Raw genomic sequence first — 18160 nt, 5'->3', positions numbered from 1 at the left:
TCAGAATATTACGTTAATAATAAAAAAGGTAAAAGGTAGCTTTTAATATAGATACCTTTTACCTTTCTTTTTTTATTTTTTCTTCATCGCATCATAAATAGCTCCCTGTATTCGCTCACGAATGTGCAGCTGGTTCAATTTGCGGTTCGTTACGTCCGGATAAATCCGGTTGCTAAGGAATACATAAACCAGTTCATTGACCGGGTCCACCCAGGCACATGTACCGGTAAATCCGGTATGGCCATACACTTCGGCAGGTGCGGCAGGCGCACAATTTCCTTTCTTCGAATCGTCTGCATCCGGCTTGTCAAAGCCTAAGCCACGCCGGCTGATCTTCGAGGTTTCAGTAGTAAACAGCTGGCAAGTTTCTTTGCTAAGATAACGTTGTCCATCTATTTCTCCACCATTCAGCAACATCTGATAAACGCGGGCTACATCACGGGCAGTAGAGAAAAGTCCGGCATTTCCAGCCAATCCGCCAAAGAAAGCGGAAGCCTCATCATGTACAAATCCCAGCAAAGTCTCTTTACGCAAGAAACGGTCTTTATTAGAAGGAACAATTTCCGATTTGGCAAAGCGGCGTAAAGGCAGGTAACCTGTATGTTCCAACCCCATCGGCTCATAAAACTCACGTTGCAAATAGGCTTCCATAGGCATACCGGCCAGTTGTTCCACCAACATTCCCAAGAGTATAAATCCGACATCACTATATACATAGCGCTTCTGCTTTAACGGAGCTTCTGCAATTTTCTCTTCTATCACCTTTCGGAAAGAACGGTTTAACCACAAACTGTCACAGATCTGAACAGTATAATCACCGGTCTTGACCGGAGAAATATATTCACTCTTGAATTTGAATTTCGGATTCGCCCACGTAGTCGTACCAATCTGTACCGGATGGTGGACATCTTTACGTGCGCTGAACAATCTTCCGTCATAGCTATCCTTATCGATGGCTTCCTGATAAAAAGGAATCCAGGAAGGTAAACCGGACTGATGATACAGAATTTCCTGAATCGTTATATCTTTCTTATCAGTACGTTGCAAGAACGGCAAATGATCCGAAATTTTATCTGTCAGATTAAAACGTCCCTTATCGTAGAGTTTCATAATGGCAAGCAAGGTACCCGTCGTTTTTGAAAGGGAAGCCAGATCGTAGATATTCGTAGATTCGACACGAGGACTTCCTTTACCCGTATAAGTACCGAAAGCCTTGTCGAACATAATATGACCGTTTTTCAGTACCACCACCTGGCAACCAGGATAGGCTCCCTGACGAATACCATCCAATGCAATGGAATCAATCCGTTTTAGATGAGCAGAGGAAAGCCCGTATTCTTCCGGAACGAAATGCAACGGCGTTTTAGGGGTAATAGTCACTCCTGCTCCCGTTGGGAACAGTTCTCCCAGACTTGCCGACAACTGTCCGTCTGCAGATGCCTTGGCAAATAGCACATCTGCCACCTGGCGCTGCACGTCACTACTATAGCTATGTCCCAGCACCACCGCCGAAGCATGAGCCACCGCGCGCTGAATCTGCAACATCATCTTCCCGGGAGTAAAAAACAGATAAATGGCCGGGCTTTCGGGAACAAACTTAGCAAAGAAAGGCTGATAAGGAGCCAGCCGCTGTTCACTGACGGCTACAATAATCCGTTTATAGGTAGACAAAGAATCACGCAACCGCTGATTTTCCTCTTCCGTCTGATTGGCACGAAGGGAAAAACGAGCCAAAGACGTATAGCGGGAAAGTTGTTTCGCCAACGCATCAGTTTCTCCGGGATCTCCTACCTCGAGCAATGCAATCGCCTGCTCTTTGTCTGTATGCAAGGGGAGAATATGATTCTTGTTGTTCAGAACTGTTATTGCCGCTAAATTCAACCGGCGAACCAAATCACGCGTTTGCGGACTGTTAATCCGTTGTTCCAGACCGGATAATTGTACATACGACTTTTTCTTCAGTCCCAACACATATTTATAAGTCAAGACCTTACGACATTTGCTTTCAATATCTTCGCGGGTCAACTCTCCTTTTTCAATGGCTTCCAGTACGGCCGGTATCTCTTCCTTCAAGTTTCGGGGAGACAATACCATGTCATTACCAGCTTTCAAAGCCTGCAAACTGACATTTCCATTTCCCGCCACTCCTTTCATGGCAAGCGCATCCGTAAATATGAGTCCTTTGAACGCCAACTCATCTGTCAGCAAATCATATACGACATTGCGGGACAAGGAAGACGGAAGTCCACCAATCGGTTCTATCACCGGAACTTGCAAATGTCCTACCATCATACCGCCCAATCCGGCACGGATGGCTTCTTTAAAAGGATAAAGTTCCACACTGTCCAGACGCTCACGAGTGAAAGGAAGTACCGGAAGCGCCTTATGCGAATCAACATCGGTATCTCCATGTCCGGGAAAATGTTTGCACACAGATAAAACCCCTCCGCTTTCCAAACCGGAAGCATAAGCGATAACCTTATCAGCCACCTGTATCGGATCTTCTCCAAAAGAACGGGTATTGATTACGGGATTTTCAGGATTTATATTCACGTCCGCCACCGGAGCAAAGTTGACCTGTACTCCAATCTGTCGGCATTGACGAGCAACTTCACGCCCGTATTCATAGAGCAGCCGGTTGTCACGGATACATCCCAATACCATATTCCGTGGGAAAACAGGCATGCCACGCAGACGCATGGCCAGTCCCCATTCTCCATCAAAGGTAATCATCAAAGGGACTTTTGCCTGACGTTGCGCCCGGTTTGTCAGTTCAACCTGATTCTGCATCTTCCCACCGGAAAAGAGAAGTCCGCCCACTTTATAGGTGTCGATTACTTCGCGCAACAGTTCCAGGTTTCGTTTGGTATTTACCGGGGCAATGGTATAGATGAACAACTGCCCTACCTTTTCTTTAAAGGAAAGCTTATCCATAACCGAATCAACCCAGTGCCGGCAGTCTTTGTCCTGAAGGGCTTTATACACCAGCAGAGGTTCAACGGTTGTAGCATTCTGCGCCGGACTTGAAACCGTGCCGGCCGCGATAAGGAATAAAAACGTTACTATTGAGGGGATTATCTTCATTTATGTTTCAAAGTCAAATCAAGACGGCCTACACGAACACCATTTTTTCCCGTGTGCATAACAGGCACCTCTTTTCCGTCCATATTCAAGTATGTTTTGGGTCCTTTCATAAATGTATGAGAGTGCCCGCCCAGAATCACGTCGATATTGCGTGTTCCGGCAACCAGATGTTCATCCATTTGAATGCCCAGATGAGACAGGCATACTACCAAATCACACCCTTCTTCGTCTTTCAACAAAGCAGCTATTTCGTTGGATACGCGGATAGGATCTTCATAAACGACCCCTTCGCATTTATTAGCCTGAATCATCCCTTCCGGTTGGGTTCCAAGGCCAAACACGCCAATTCTCAAACCATATTTCTCAAGAACGACGTAGGGCTTGACTATATCTTTTAATACCGTAGCATCCAGATTATAGTTGGCACAAACGACCGGGAAATTAGCCATCTTGAAAATACGTTCCATATTATCCACATCGAAATCAAACTCATGGTTACCGATAGTCATAGCGTCATAACCTATCTCATTCATTAGTTTAACTTCCACTTCTCCGCGGAACATATTATAATAAGGTGTCCCTTGAGAAATATCTCCGCAGTCGAAAAGCAGCACATTCTTATGCTCCTTGCGGAACTGTTCGAGAAAAGCAGCCCGGCGAAGAAAACCACCTTTATTATAGTATTCGTCCCCCTTCTGATTGACAGGTTCGATACGGCTATGCACATCGCTTGTTTGTAAAATAATCACTTCTTTGGTATCCTTATCCTGCGCAAAAATTGAGAAAGTAAAGCTCAATACAAGACATGACAGGAATAATATCTGAAATCTTTTCATATTCAATATTTTTAGATTCTCCTTTTTATTTTATGGTAATACGTCCATCCAGTTTGGAGGTAATCGCTTTGCCTTCGGCAGTCTGTTTGCGTACATAATCAAGAAATAGGCCACGTAAGGTTGCGTCTTCGGGACATACTCTCTTTTCCGCCTGCAGGAAAGCATCCATCCGTCCGTTTCCATCTGCCAGATAGTCGATAGTAGCCACCGTGTAAAGCTGGTCATCCTTTAGTGGTTTTCCACCGACAAAGGCGTTCAGCAACTTTCCATCTTTGGTGATTTCAAGACGGATACCGCTCACTCCTTCTCCGTGTAGAGATGCAATCGCTTCAAAAAGACGTCTCAAGTCTGTTCCTTTCATAGTCAGTACGCAAAGAGAATTCTCAAAAGGAAGAATTTCAAACACATCGCCTACCGTGATATCCCCTTCGGGCAAGATATTGCGCAAGCCGCCCATGTTTACCAGTCCCATATCGGCAGGTTTCCCCAACACCTGAACCGCTGCTTGCTGCAAAACACCCGCAACAAGGTTGGAAAGCAAACTTTCGGGACCTCCTTTATCCATTTTCATTGCACTGGTACCGATGACTTCATACATCATCGCGTCTACCTTTTCCTTATAAGGCTTTAATATTTCGGCAGCTTTTGCATTGGGATGGGTATCCCAAACAGAATCAATCGTTATCATGCTACCCTCTACTTTGGTTACTTCGTACTGTGCCGTAGTCTCGCGTGCAGTCCGGCAGGAAGTAAACAGGAGGGCTCCTGTCAACGCTGCCACCATCAGATACTTTGCATAAGTCTGTTTCATGTTCGCTATTTTTAGATATGCTACAAATATACAAAAACATTTGGCTATCTGGCAAATAATTCGTTACTTTGCACCGCTTTCGCGCAATCGCTGTCAAGAGAAGAGATACTTGGTATGTTGCGTTGTAACGATGAAACAATTTAATAATAACAACAATGGATTTAATTAAAATTGCAGAAGAAGCATTTGCTACCGGAAAACAGCACCCGAGCTTCAAAGCAGGAGACACTGTAACAGTAGCATATCGTATTATCGAGGGTAACAAAGAACGTGTACAGTTGTACCGTGGTGTTGTTATCAAAATCGCCGGTCACGGAGACAAGAAACGTTTTACTGTACGTAAAATGTCAGGAACTATAGGCGTAGAAAGAATTTTCCCAATCGAATCACCGGCTATCGATAGCATCGAAGTGAACAAGGTAGGTAAAGTTCGTCGCGCTAAATTGTACTACCTGCGCGCTCTTACTGGTAAGAAAGCTAGAATCAAAGAAAAAAGAGCTAACTAATAAGCCGAACTTTTCGATTCGAAATAAAAAAGGGAACTTCATTATGAGGTTCCCTTTTTTATTGTATATTTTCTCAAACATTCTCATGCCTATGAGAAAAAATTCTCATTGCAATGAGAATAATTCCTCAAAGGTATAAGAATATTTTCTCACTCCGGTGAGAATAACCCTTTGTCTGAATAAGCCGTACACGTCAGAAAGGACTAAATAAAACAAAGCCCCGAAAGTCATAAACTCCCGAGGCTTCATTACCTTTATTATAATAATGAAATGTTATTCTTTCAAATCTTTCAGTTCCCAAGCCAATGCACTGGCGCCCAGTACAGCAGCATCAGAATCCTTCAATTCGGAAACGAGCAGTTTAGTCTTGCCTTTATAGATATTCAGGATATTATCATCAATTGATTTCTGAATTGGTTTCATGATATAGTCACCGGACTTAGCCAAACCACCAAACAATACAATTGCTTCAGGGCTGGAGAATGCAATAGCATCTGCCAGTGCTTCACCCAAGATGTTACCTGTAAAGTTAAAGATTTCCTGTGCCAGTTTATCACCTTGTACAGCTGCATCATACACATCTTTTGAAGTGATGTTTTCTGCAGGAATGTTACGAAGCAAGCTAGCATCCGTACGGGCAGCAAGGAATTCACGGGCTGTGCGAGCTACACCGGTAGCCGAACAGTAAGTTTCCAGACATCCCTTACGGCCACAACCGCAAAGACGACCATCGCGACGGGCGATAACGTGTCCCAATTCACCTGCAAAACCGTCATGACCATACACCATCTGACCGTTGATAACGATACCGCTACCCACACCAGTACCCAGTGTAATCATGATAAAGTCTTTCATACCACGGGCAGCACCGTAAGTCATTTCACCGATAGCAGCAGCGTTTGCGTCGTTTGTCAAAGCAGTGGGGATACCCAGTCTTTCTTCAAACATGGCAGCCAACGGAAGAATTCCCTTCCAAGGCAGGTTCGGAGCAAATTCAATCGTTCCCGTGTAGTAGTTGCCATTCGGAGCACCGATACCAATACCTCTGATTTTATCAACACCACCATTAGCAATAATCAATGGAAGCAGACTTTTACACACTTCATCAGCGTATTCTTCTACTGTAGGGTAACCAGATGTTTTGATTGAACTGCTGGCAATAATAGTTCCGCGTGCGTCTACAATTCCAAAGACGGTATTCGTTCCGCCTATGTCAATACCTACTACGTAGGGTTTTTCCATGTTTGAATTCATGATACTTTTATTTAAAAGGGTTAGTTAATCATTAAGTTTACTGCACACAAATTACGTAAAGAAGATTGAGTCTACAAAATGTTTTTTGAAAAAAGTTCAACCTGTTTGCAACTTTTCGTATCTTTCGCACGTCTAATAGTAGAAAATTATCAGAAAACAGAAACTAAATAAAGAAAATTGTGATACAACTAACGAATATCAACAAGACCTACAACAACGGAGCGCCTCTCCATGTACTTAAAGGTATCAATCTCAACATTGAACAGGGAGAATTTGTTTCTATCATGGGAGCATCCGGGTCTGGGAAATCAACTTTACTCAACATATTGGGAATCCTCGACAACTACGATACCGGAGATTATTACTTGAACAACGTACTTATCAAAAACTTGAGCGAAACCAAAGCTGCCGAATACCGGAACCGTATGATCGGATTTATTTTCCAGTCATTCAATCTGATTTCCTTTAAAGATGCCGTAGAGAATGTAGCACTTCCTTTATTTTACCAGGGTATAAGTCGCAAAAAACGAAATGCGCTTGCCTTGGAATATCTCGACCGCCTGGGTTTAAAAGACTGGGCACATCACATGCCGAACGAAATGAGTGGCGGTCAGAAACAACGTGTAGCCATTGCACGAGCTTTAATCACCCAACCACAAATCATTCTGGCAGATGAACCAACAGGAGCTTTAGATAGCAAAACTTCTGTGGAAGTGATGCAGATTCTGAAAGATCTTCATAAACTGGGAATGACGATTGTCGTTGTCACCCACGAAAGTGGAGTCGCCAACCAGACAGACAAGATTATACATATCAAAGATGGAATCATCGAACGTATTGAAGATAATATCGACCATGACGCTTCTCCTTTCGGAAAAGACGGTATCATGAAATAATCTAAAATCCACCACTATACAAACATTATCATGATTGACATCTGGCAAGAAATATATAGTACCATCAAACGCAACAAGCTAAGGACTTTTCTCACAGGATTTGCCGTGGCATGGGGAATCTTTATGCTTATCGTCCTACTAGGTGCAGGCAACGGACTGATCCACGCATTCGAGCAATCGGCTTCCGAACGTGCCATGAACTCCATCAAGATTTTTCCGGGATGGACCAGTAAATCATACGACGGTCTGAAAGAAGGAAGACGGGTGCAACTGGACAATAAAGACATGGATGCTACCAGTCATTATTTCCCGAATCATGTCATCAAGGCCGGAGCAACCGTGTGGCAGGGAGGCGTAAATCTTAGTTTCGGGCAAGAATACGTCAGCCTGAACCTTTCCGGCGTATATCCCAATCATACAGAGGTAGAAGTCGTGAAGCTTTTCGAAGGACGTTTTATCAATGAAATTGATATCAAGGAACGCCGGAAAGTTATTGTGCTTCATAAGAAAACAGCAGAAATCCTTTTTAACAAGACTCATACCGAGCCAATCGGACAGTTTGTCAATGCCGGAAATGTGGTTTATCAGGTAGTAGGTCTTTATAATGATAAAGGAGATAGCGGAGACAGCGATGCCTACATTCCTTTTACCACTCTACAAACGATTTATAATAAAGGAGACAAACTGAATAACCTGGTCATGACTACCAAAAATCTGGAAACAGTAGAGGCTAATGAGGCTTTTGAAGCCCATTACCGTAAAGTATTGGGAGCCAACCATCGGTTTGACCCAACGGACCACAGTGCTATCTGGATATGGAACCGGTTTACCAACTATCTGCAACAGCAGAAAGGTTCGGGCATGCTGCGTATCGCCATCTGGGTAATCGGCATCTTTACGTTACTTAGCGGAATCGTTGGAGTTTCCAACATCATGCTGATTACCGTCAAAGAACGTACCCGCGAGTTTGGTATTCGTAAGGCTTTGGGAGCCAAACCGCTTTCCATTCTCTGGTTGATTATTGTAGAGAGTGTCACCATCACCACCATATTCGGATATATCGGGATGGTAGCCGGTATCGGAGTGACCGAATGGATGAACAGCGCTTTCGGCAATCAGACCATGGACACCGGAATGTGGACGGAAACCGTTTTCCTGAATCCGACAGTAGATATAAGAATCGCCATACAGGCTACACTCACATTAATAATAGCTGGTACGTTAGCCGGATTATTCCCTGCCCGAAAAGCAGTTAGCATCCGACCGATCGAAGCACTTAGAGCAGATTAAGACTATGAGAATAGACATGGATACCTGTGAGGAAATCCTCATTACCATTACAAGAAATAAAACGAGAAGCCTGCTGACTGCATTCGGTGTTTTCTGGGGAATCTTTATGCTCGTAGCCCTTATCGGCGGCGGGCAAGGATTGGAGGACATGATGAAAAAGAACTTTGAAGGATTTGCCACCAATTCCGGTTTCCTTGTCTCGCAAAGAACGGGCGAGGCTTACAAAGGCTTCCGTAAAGGAAGATGGTGGAATCTGGAATCTACCGACATCGACCGTCTTCGCTCCCAAGTGAAAGAGGTGGAGATCATTACTCCGTCCGTAGCCCGTTGGGGTTCCAAAGCCGTATACGAAGATAAGAAATATGATTGTAGCGTGAAAGGATTGTATCCGGATTATCTCCACATTGAATCACAGGAAATGGCATACGGCAGGTTCATCAATGAGGTGGATATAAAGGAAGCACGCAAAGTATGTGTCATCGGAAAACGAATTTATGAAAGTCTTTTCAAACCGGGAGAAGACCCGTGTGGCAAATATGTAAGAGTAGATGGCATTTATTATCAAGTGATTGGCATGTCTTCTTCCGAAGGGGACATGAATATACAGGGACGGGCTTCGGAGGCCGTCACTCTTCCTTTCACTACGATGCAGCAAACATATAATCTGGGAGGACGAATTGATGTGATCTGTTTCACTGCGAAGCATGGAGTCAAAGTGTCTGAAATACAACCCAAAATGGAACAGGTCATTAAAACCGCACATTATATCTCCCCGGATGACAAACAGGCTGTTATGTGCCTGAATGCCGAAGCCATGTTCTCTATGGTCGATAACCTGTTTACCGGTATCAACATACTTGTTTGGATGGTAGGATTGGGAACTTTGCTGGCAGGTGCCATCGGAGTATCCAATATTATGATGGTGACCGTTAAAGAACGTACCACTGAAATCGGTATCCGCCGGGCGATCGGTGCACGACCGAAAGATATTCTGCAACAAATTCTATCAGAGAGTATGGTACTTACCACCATTGCAGGAATGTGTGGAATATCCTTTGCCGTCATGGTGTTGCAACTTGTAGAGATGGGAGCCAACGCTGACGGAGGGGACACCCGTTTTCAAGTTACTTTCGGACTGGCAATCGGTACTTGTGCCCTTCTAATTGCACTGGGAATGTTGGCAGGTCTGGCACCTGCTTACCGGGCCATGGCTATCAAACCGATTGAGGCGATTCGGGATGAATAAGGAAGTGGAACAGTTATCTGGATATGTGAGGAGTTTAGTTTCAATCATCAATCGTAAATAATAAAATTATAAATAAAATCATGAAAAAGTATCTGAAAATCACATTATTGGTAGTCATTGCTATCATTCTTGTCGGAACATTCGTATTCCTTTATCAGAAATCCAAGCCTAAGGTAATCACTTACGAAACAGTTAGACCGGAAATGACTGACCTCCAAAAAACTACTGTAGCTACCGGAAAGGTGGAACCGAGAGACGAAATTTTAATCAAACCGCAAATTTCGGGTATTATCGACGAAGTATATAAAGAAGCCGGACAAGCTGTAAGAAAAGGGGAAGTTATTGCCAAAGTAAAAGTAATCCCTGAACTCGGACAACTGAATTCTGCAGAAAGCCGTGTGCGCCTGGCAGAAATTAATGCAACCCAGGCAGAAACGGATTTCGCCCGTGTGAAGAAGTTGTATGACGGTCAGTTAATTAGCCGGGAGGAATACGAGAAAAGTGAAGTGGCTTTGAAACAGGCTCGCGAAGAGAGACAGACGGCCAAAGACAATCTGGAAATCGTAAAAGAAGGAATTACCAAAAACAGTGCCTCTTTCAGTAGCACGATGATTCGCTCTACCATTGACGGGCTAATCCTGGACATACCTGTAAAAGCTGGTAATTCGGTGATTATGAGTAATACGTTCAATGATGGAACCACGATTGCTACGGTAGCCAACATGAACGATATGATTTTCCGCGGCAATATTGATGAAACAGAAGTGGGACGTATCCACGAACAAATGCCAATCAAGCTGACCATCGGAGCTTTACAAAATCTGACTTTCAATGCCATTCTGGAATATATCTCTCCGAAAGGGGTGGAAACCAATGGAGCCAACCAGTTTGAAATCAAGGCTGCGATTACCATTCCGGATTCTGTTCAGATTCGTTCCGGATATTCGGCTAATGCGGAAATCGTATTACAAAAAGCCAATCAGGTATTGGCAGTGCCCGAAAGCACTGTTGAATTTAGTGGTGACTCTACATTTGTGTACATCATGACAGATTCAGTGCCCGAACAAAAGTTCCAGCGTACACAGGTGACTGCCGGTATGAGTGACGGAATCAAGATAGAAATCAAGAAAGGGGTAACCATTCAGGACAAAATACGTGGTGCAGAGAAAAAAGATAAATAATTGAATCCGATGAAAATAATTCGTAAAACCATATCAGCCCTTCTGCTTGCCGGAGTCGGAATCACCTCCATCCAGGCACAGAACAACTCTTCGCAAGCGTGGACGCTGCGGCAATGTATCGACTATGCCATTGAGCATAATATAGAAATCCGTCAATCGGCCAATAATGTCGAAGCAGGCAAAGTGAGCGTAAACACCACTAAATGGGCACGCCTTCCGAATTTGAGTGGTAGTGCCAGTCAAAACTGGAGTTGGGGTCGTACCGCTTCTCCGATAGACAACTCGTATAGTGACATCAACAGCGCCAATACCAGTTTCAGCTTGGGAACAAACATACCTATATTTACCGGTTTGCAATTGTCCAACCAATATTCACTTGCCAAACTGGATTTAAAAGCTGCTATAGAAGATTTGAATAAAGCCAGAGAGGATATTGCAATCAATGTCACTTCGGCTTATTTACAGGTTTTATTCAATCAAGAATTAAGTAAGATTGCTCATAATCAGGTCGATTTAAGCAAAGACCAGTTAAAACGTATTCAAGGTCTTCAGGGAGTGGGTAAGGCATCCTCTTCTGAAGTGGCCGAAGCACAAGCCCGTGTTGCACAGGATGAAATGACTGCTGTACAATCAGACAATACGTACAAACTGTCCTTACTGGATCTCACCCAACTCTTGGAATTACCCACGCCTGAAGGATTTGTACTCGAAAGCCCTAAGGAAGAATTAGAGTTCGAATCTCTCACTCCGCCGGATGACATATATACACAGGCGCTTACTTACAAACCAAGCATTAAGGCTGCAGAATATCGTTTACAAGGTAGTCTTAATAGTATTCGTATTGCCCAAAGTGCGTTTTATCCACAACTCTCTTTCAGTGCCGGTCTGGGAAGTAATTATTATACGGTTAGCGGAAGATCAGAGAGCAGCTTCGGCAGTCAGATGAAAAACAATCTGAATAAATATATAGGATTTAATTTGAGCGTGCCAATCTTCAACCGTTTTGCCACAAGAAACCGGGTACGCACCGCTCGTTTGCAACAAATAGATTTATCCTTGAAGTTGGATAACAGTAAAAAAATACTCTATAAAGAAATTCAGCAAGCCTGGTACAATGCTCTGGCAGCAGAAAGTAAATACAACTCCAGTGAAGTGGCAGTAAAAGCCAACGAAGAATCTTTCCGCCTGATGAGTGAGAAGTTCAATAACGGCAAGGCTACCTTTGTGGAATACAATGAAGCCAAACTTAATCTGACGAAAGCTCTTTCGGATAAGTTGCAGGCAAAATATGACTACCTGTTCCGGACTAAAATTCTGGATTTCTACAAAGGACAGGTCATTGAATGAAAAAAAATAAAGTTGAGTTTAGTATAGTAGTTCCTTAAAACATATCCGTTGGTTCATTCGTTATTATAGAAAGAACTAACGGATATGAAGTATTTTATCGTCCTAGTGATTGTAATGATTAGTAATACATTTTTAGGAGTTGCTAAACCAATGAAGAATCAAGCAGAAATCTATTTTGCGGGAGGATGTTTCTGGGGGACAGAACATTTCCTGAAACAAATTCGAGGAGTAGAAAATACTCAGGTAGGGTATGCCAACAGTAATGTTGCCAATCCGAGTTATGAACAGGTCTGTTCAGGAAAAACCAATGCTGCCGAAACAGTAAAGGTGGTTTATGATCCGAAAACGGTAGATTTGAATTTACTGCTCGATCTATATTTCAAGACAATCGATCCTACCAGCCTCAACCAGCAAGGTAATGACCGGGGAACGCAGTATAGAACCGGAATTTATTATGTAGATAAAGAAGATCTCCCTGTCATCAAGCAGGCGATTCAACTATTATCCGCGCAATATAAAACTCCTATCGTCCTAGAAGTAAAGCCATTGACAAATTTCTATCCGGCAGAGACTTACCACCAGGACTATCTGGATAAAAATCCGGGTGGATACTGCCATATCAATCCCGCTTTATTCGAAATGGCACGCAAAGCGAATGCGCCGAAAGCTAAAGCGTATCAAAAAGCGGATGATGCAACCCTTCGTAAGGAATTGTCGGCGGAACAATATGCCGTAACCCAAAAGAATGCCACTGAACCTGCTTTCCACAATAAATACTGGAATGAGCATCGTCCCGGCATTTATGTGGATATTACTACCGGAGAACCTCTGTTTGTCTCTACCGACAAGTTTGATTCAGGTTGCGGGTGGCCAAGCTTTTCCCAACCGATTCAAAAAGATCTAATCGCAGAAAAGAAAGATACTTCGCACGGCATGATACGTACGGAAGTACGCAGTAAAACCGGAGATGCTCATTTGGGACACGTATTCACAGATGGGCCGAAAGAGAAAGGTGGATTACGCTATTGCATCAATAGCGCTTCACTTCGTTTTATCCCGAAAGATAAAATGAAAGAGGAAGGTTATGGAGAATATCTACCACTCGTTAAATAGATATTGAAGAGTTACAAAAGCTAATCGTAACTGTTCATTAGAAAAACAGAACGGTGGATTTCCTTATGGGATAATCCACCGTTTTTAATGTAGTTAAATTAAAAGAGAGAGAAGGAGTTTCACAACTCCGATTTATTTTTATCTGCTGGCAGTCAGCAGAGTTGCTTCATTAGTTGCCGGAGTAGATACATTCATAGCCCAGCTAGCAGCGGATTCTTCAATCCATTTATCATTCCACTTATAGTTCATATAAGCAACCGGCATATTAGCGTCGTTCAGTTCATAAACGCTCTTTTCAACAGATGCGTCGTAAGCCCTGTGAGAGTCATTCCAGCGTGCATATACCAAAGTGATTTCATTAGATGAATAAGTATAATCAATTTTGAAATACGGTATCCATTTTTCAGTAGAAGCATCCCATTTGAAAGCTTCTTTGGAAGACATTCTCTTCTGATCGTCATAGGTAAAATCATATTTCATGTGGCGATAGAGAGAACCATCGAGTCTGTAAATCACTTTCGATACTACAAGATCATCTACTCTTTCTTCATTAGTAATAAAGTTATTACCCTGTGCCTTCACTGTTGTATTAGCGATTCCTGCAAATACCATAGCAACCAAAACGATCATTCTGAATAATACTGTAGTCTTCATAATTGTATATTTTTTATTTGTTCAACATTCTGTTTTTGTTCTTCTGTTTATTAGACGGATCAAGCGTCTCAAACGGTTGCAACCTTCTGAAGTTTTTTTCATTTTTCTTCGTTGCCCGCTTGCGACTATAGAGATGCAACGAGCGTGCCAAAACGATAACTAACTAATAATCAGAGAAATCATAAAACAGAACGGTGTACGAAAACGAACAGTTGTACGCTCAAAAGCGAACAACCCATTAAAAAACGAACAAATAAGGAAATAATTTACTGACTAATAATGCTATTAAAAGAATGCTCAAAAGGTTCGTCATACAGTGATTTGTATTCCCTGCAGAAATGTTCATAAGTAGTCTTAGCCATATATTGCTTACGCATAGATACATAAGTGGCACATTTGAGTCTAAGAGCCGCTTCATTCACGGAATCGAACCGGAAGATAATATCGGATATTAATAATTTGGTATCATAAGCTTCATGCTCATCTAATAAAGTGGCATACTTTAATAAAGATTCAATCAGGCTATCTGCTATCCGGCTTTTAAAAGTATCGAGCCACAGATAGTCACACTCATTCAGCAAGCCGCCTTTAGCTGTTAGTGCTGCTATGATTTTAATTCGTTCAGTTGTCAGGCTATCGGGACGAATCCGTTCCGGAAGACATTCATAGTAATCCACAAAAGCTGTTTTATCAAATTGCACCCGCCAGTTACCCGAAATCTTGGAGATAGTGCAACCACCAACAGATTCTACCAACACACGCAACTTGGAAAGATTTACTGCACGGTTATTTTTGGCACTTACATCATCTTTATCAAACCACAACATGGTCGTGAGTTCTTCCGACGATATTCCATTCTCCGCCGACCGCAAAATCAACAAAACAAACAGCTCACGCAGAAGTGGAGAAAAACGTTGCGAGACTTCCTCACCATTACGGTCAAAAACCTGCAATCCGCCAAACAGGTAAACGGCATTATACCGGGGTAACTTAACCCTTTCTCCTTCATCGCCAAATGAGGTGAGTATCTCAATCCGGTTGCTTGCCTTCAATCTCTTCTGACGCCTACGCCGCCAATGCATTCCCAGGAACACAATCATATCCACCACAATAATCAATAAAATCCAGTACCAGGCGGACAGATGTTGCTCCTCCTTTCCAATCGACAACAATTCAGCATGCCCCTCCACCAACTTCAAATGGGAACGTTTATCACCCAGAATATGAAATCGATACCCCCGGTCCGAGCGAATGCCATGCGACGAAAATGCATAAGAATGTTCATTTGCGGATATATAAACCGAATCTGCCGGGAAACGAACCGAAAAGCCTACTGACATGGTATCAGTCCGGATTGAATCTTTTGGAGAGCCTATCCGCACTTTCTCAACCTCTGAATTACACACCCACAGAAGTTCAGTACCTGCCTGCGGAGAACGGGAAAGAATCAGATTATATAATTCTTTATCTGTACTTTCAATGCGCATCAGCGACTCAAACACCACTTTATCCTGGTCGGGAAGCACAATCTGCAATGTGATAATGCTCCCTTTATCCAGATAATTAAACTGTTTGGTATCAAGTATCTGATCTGCCTTCACTCTCTTAATCTCTTCTGCGGGAGGTACAGCACGTACGGATACAGTAAAAGAGAGGCAGAATATCAATAGCATAATCTTTTGCCCTAAAGAATACAATCCTTGTATGTACGATGCCGATAGAAACATTTTAAATACCTGTCTGATAAATAGGTCAACAAAAATAAGCTATTTAACCGATGGCTCAAAATTTTAGTCTTACTTAATAGAGTATTTTTGCTCCGGCTGCCGCCATCTTGGCATACTCATGTGCAACACCTGCCACCTCATACTTGTCCCAGTTCAATGAACAACCGTCTTTGGTACTGATACGCTTCGCTTCTGAAAAATAATACTTACCACGCTGATACCTGTTTGCCCCTTGTGCTTCGGCACCTGCTGAAGTGTTCAATCCGTTACGATCCGTATCTGCCGTGCCCAAATGAACAATCAGTTTACGGGCAAACAACGATGCCACCCGGGAGGTCATTGCGACATCCGTATTTTTCAAGCCATAAGGATAAGCAACATCCACATCGGGCAATGTATACCAACCCGCATTGGCACTTACCGCCCTATCAACACGGGTATCAGGCATAAACGTCAGATACCGGTGCACGAACTGCGCTCCGGCAGAATGTCCCCACATATCATACTTATTCCGCGAAGAACCGGTATCTTTCCGGACAGTATCAAAAACAGACTCAATAAGTGAGAATGTCCATTCTGAACGATCGAGCAACGTATTTCCCTGAAACATACCTCCTTCGATATACTGTGCAGTAGAGTAAGTCTCCGTAGGAAACTCAAACACAAAGACTATTACCTCCCTATTGGATGCTTCTGCACGCCATGCATTCAAATAATCATCGGCATTTCTTTCTAATCCGGGAAATACAAACAACACCGGCATTTTTTTCATATCCCCGTTGACAGGGATATGAAAATGTATGCGGACAGGCCGGTCGGCCAAAGGCGCATATCCGGAATATGTCACGATACCGTCTCCCGGAAGAAACCCGGAGGTTTCTCCCAAAGATTCCGATTCGTCGTCTTTAAAACAACTCGTCATCAATACGGCAATGATTAAAATCAATAAGTTTGCTACACGCATCATTATCAAAAGAGAATATGAAGATTCAACTTAACCTGAAATTCCTTAGATCCTGCCCCCACCAACTGATTGTATGAGGTATATGAACCTGCCAGCTGTAGCTTGAACGTATTATTATTGAAATATTTCGATGCTCCGAAAGTGATGTTATCCGCCTCGCGCAAAACACTCTGTTCAGTCTCCTTCCACTCGGGTTTCACTTTACTGTAAGCAACATCAAGTGCCCATAATTTATGGAAAAGATACCCAGCCTGCACATTGAATCCATTTCCCAAAGCCAGGTAATTGGCTATCTGATGCGGTTTCAATTTTGCACCCTCATCCTTTTCTACATAAAGCCCGTTCAAACCGTTCGCTGTTGCATTGACATACTCTGCCAACAAGGAGAAACCATTCCACTTGAAGAGTAAATCGGCAGACAACTTACGATAGTCGGGATAATCCGCAGCACCTTCTTTATCATACATCTGAAAATCATTATGTCCCTCACCTACCATATTACTGGCACCGACATTATAACTATAGGCCGCACCGATAGCCAATTTGGGAGATTTCTCACGAATGAAATCATTAAAGACCATTTCATTACCGCTCGTAAAGAAGCCCAACGGATAAACAGTGACACGTCCGCCATATTTCAACCCACCCAAATCAGGGTCAGTGCTTGATGAACCAAATGAATTGCGTCCGTCACCGGAAGTAACAGCAGCGCCCAAATCGAATCCGAGTTTGCCAAGTGACAAGCGGCTTTCAACAAATAATCCCAACTCACGGCCTGTACGGGAGAAAGTACGATCCATCAATGAATGTTCACCAAAAGCAAGTCCCTGATCGAGCATCATCATCTGCCGGGTATTGGTAAAAGTCTGTTTCTGTCCGGCACTGATTTTCAACTGTTTCCAGGGAGCATACGAAACCCATGCATCCAACAAAGGGTAGGAATCTGCAAAATCTGCCTGTAAAAAGAATCCCAGTTTCTCATTCAGGAACGAACCTTCCAGACTTAAATAAGCATGTTCAATATCAAATCCATATTCCGACTCTGCGTTCTTGATGTCCGTATAATAACCTGATCCCTGGAGATAACCGCCAAAACGCAGTTTCTGACCGGGTGTTCTCAAGTTCAAGTCAAGCAAACCATCTTTCAGTTGCGGAAATGCCTCGTTTCCAATTGTCTGAGCATACATACCTGTAGCCAAAATCAAGGAGAAAACTCCTATTATTATCTTTTTCATATCTTGTATTCTATTT

General features: G+C 43.1%; 15 protein-coding genes. 7 read left to right on the top strand and 8 right to left on the bottom strand.

From position 1 onward, the window contains the following. Window positions 1-72 precede the first annotated feature (72 nt). Genes NQ505_RS08880 through NQ505_RS08870 form a run of 3 tightly spaced genes read right to left on the bottom strand, consistent with a single transcriptional unit; the run spans window position 73 to window position 4731 of the window. Window positions 73-3084: a glycoside hydrolase family 3 N-terminal domain-containing protein gene (locus tag NQ505_RS08880; protein WP_009000155.1), complete on the bottom strand. Its 3012-nt coding sequence runs from the start codon at window positions 3082-3084 to the stop codon at window positions 73-75. Then, the gene (locus tag NQ505_RS08875; RefSeq protein ID WP_004327149.1) at window positions 3081-3920 is read right to left on the bottom strand and encodes a bifunctional metallophosphatase/5'-nucleotidase; all 840 of its coding nucleotides are present in this window, start codon (window positions 3918-3920) and stop codon (window positions 3081-3083) included. Before NQ505_RS08875 ends, NQ505_RS08880 begins: the two co-directional genes overlap by 4 nt. A 25-nt stretch (window positions 3921-3945) precedes the next feature. Then, window positions 3946-4731 carry a 5'-nucleotidase C-terminal domain-containing protein gene (locus NQ505_RS08870; protein ID WP_004311967.1) on the bottom strand — a complete coding sequence of 262 codons (786 nt, stop codon included), beginning with the start codon at window positions 4729-4731 and terminating at the stop codon, window positions 3946-3948. Window positions 4732-4886: 155 nt separating this feature from the next. Between NQ505_RS08870 and rplS the strand changes: the two genes are divergently transcribed. Beyond that, window positions 4887-5237 carry a 50S ribosomal protein L19 gene (gene rplS / locus NQ505_RS08865; RefSeq protein ID WP_004296199.1) on the top strand — a complete coding sequence of 117 codons (351 nt, stop codon included), beginning with the start codon at window positions 4887-4889 and terminating at the stop codon, window positions 5235-5237. Between the two features lie 273 nt (window positions 5238-5510). On the opposite strand, the gene NQ505_RS08860 is transcribed toward rplS, so the two are convergent. Then, complete coding sequence (locus NQ505_RS08860; protein ID WP_004307000.1) at window positions 5511-6491, bottom strand: ROK family protein; 981 nt, start codon at window positions 6489-6491, stop codon at window positions 5511-5513. Between the two features lie 179 nt (window positions 6492-6670). Between NQ505_RS08860 and NQ505_RS08855 the strand changes: the two genes are divergently transcribed. The 6 genes from NQ505_RS08855 to msrB all read left to right on the top strand — a co-directional run bounded on the left by NQ505_RS08855 (window position 6671) and on the right by msrB (window position 13564). Next, window positions 6671-7387, top strand: a complete 717-nt coding sequence (locus NQ505_RS08855; protein WP_004296202.1) for an ABC transporter ATP-binding protein — start codon at window positions 6671-6673, stop codon at window positions 7385-7387. A gap of 30 nt (window positions 7388-7417) precedes the next feature. Then, complete coding sequence (locus tag NQ505_RS08850; RefSeq protein WP_008649823.1) at window positions 7418-8677, top strand: ABC transporter permease; 1260 nt, start codon at window positions 7418-7420, stop codon at window positions 8675-8677. Between the two features lie 4 nt (window positions 8678-8681). After that, window positions 8682-9923 (top strand): ABC transporter permease, encoded by a 1242-nt coding sequence (locus NQ505_RS08845; RefSeq protein ID WP_009000157.1) that lies wholly within the window; start codon window positions 8682-8684, stop codon window positions 9921-9923. Between the two features lie 80 nt (window positions 9924-10003). Further along, window positions 10004-11104, top strand: a complete 1101-nt coding sequence (locus tag NQ505_RS08840) for an efflux RND transporter periplasmic adaptor subunit (protein WP_004327146.1) — start codon at window positions 10004-10006, stop codon at window positions 11102-11104. Between the two features lie 9 nt (window positions 11105-11113). After that, on the top strand, window positions 11114-12451 hold the full coding sequence (locus tag NQ505_RS08835) for a TolC family protein (RefSeq protein ID WP_009000158.1): 1338 nt from the start codon (window positions 11114-11116) through the stop codon (window positions 12449-12451). Between the two features lie 84 nt (window positions 12452-12535). Continuing rightward, the gene (msrB, locus tag NQ505_RS08830; RefSeq protein WP_008649821.1) at window positions 12536-13564 is read left to right on the top strand and encodes a peptide-methionine (R)-S-oxide reductase MsrB; all 1029 of its coding nucleotides are present in this window, start codon (window positions 12536-12538) and stop codon (window positions 13562-13564) included. A 138-nt stretch (window positions 13565-13702) separates the two neighbouring features. On the opposite strand, the gene NQ505_RS08825 is transcribed toward msrB, so the two are convergent. The 4 genes from NQ505_RS08825 to NQ505_RS08810 all read right to left on the bottom strand — a co-directional run bounded on the left by NQ505_RS08825 (window position 13703) and on the right by NQ505_RS08810 (window position 18144). After that, the gene (locus tag NQ505_RS08825; protein WP_009000159.1) at window positions 13703-14218 is read right to left on the bottom strand and encodes a DUF3836 domain-containing protein; all 516 of its coding nucleotides are present in this window, start codon (window positions 14216-14218) and stop codon (window positions 13703-13705) included. Window positions 14219-14484: 266 nt separating this feature from the next. Further along, window positions 14485-15891, bottom strand: coding sequence for a hypothetical protein (locus tag NQ505_RS08820; RefSeq protein WP_009000160.1), 1407 nt, complete (start codon window positions 15889-15891; stop codon window positions 14485-14487). A gap of 127 nt (window positions 15892-16018) precedes the next feature. Beyond that, entirely contained in the window at window positions 16019-16912 is an 894-nt protein-coding gene (locus NQ505_RS08815; protein ID WP_032853755.1) for a hypothetical protein, read from the bottom strand. 2 nt (window positions 16913-16914) lie between these two features. Continuing rightward, entirely contained in the window at window positions 16915-18144 is a 1230-nt protein-coding gene (locus NQ505_RS08810; RefSeq protein ID WP_009000162.1) for a porin, read from the bottom strand. Window positions 18145-18160: the final 16 nt, after the last annotated feature.

The sequence above is a fragment of the Bacteroides sp. D2 genome, assembly GCF_025147085.1.
In the GTDB taxonomy this organism is placed as follows: Bacteria; Bacteroidota; Bacteroidia; order Bacteroidales; family Bacteroidaceae; genus Bacteroides.
Note: the sequence above shows the minus strand (reverse complement) of the source record. Positions and strands in the feature narration are given on the sequence as shown.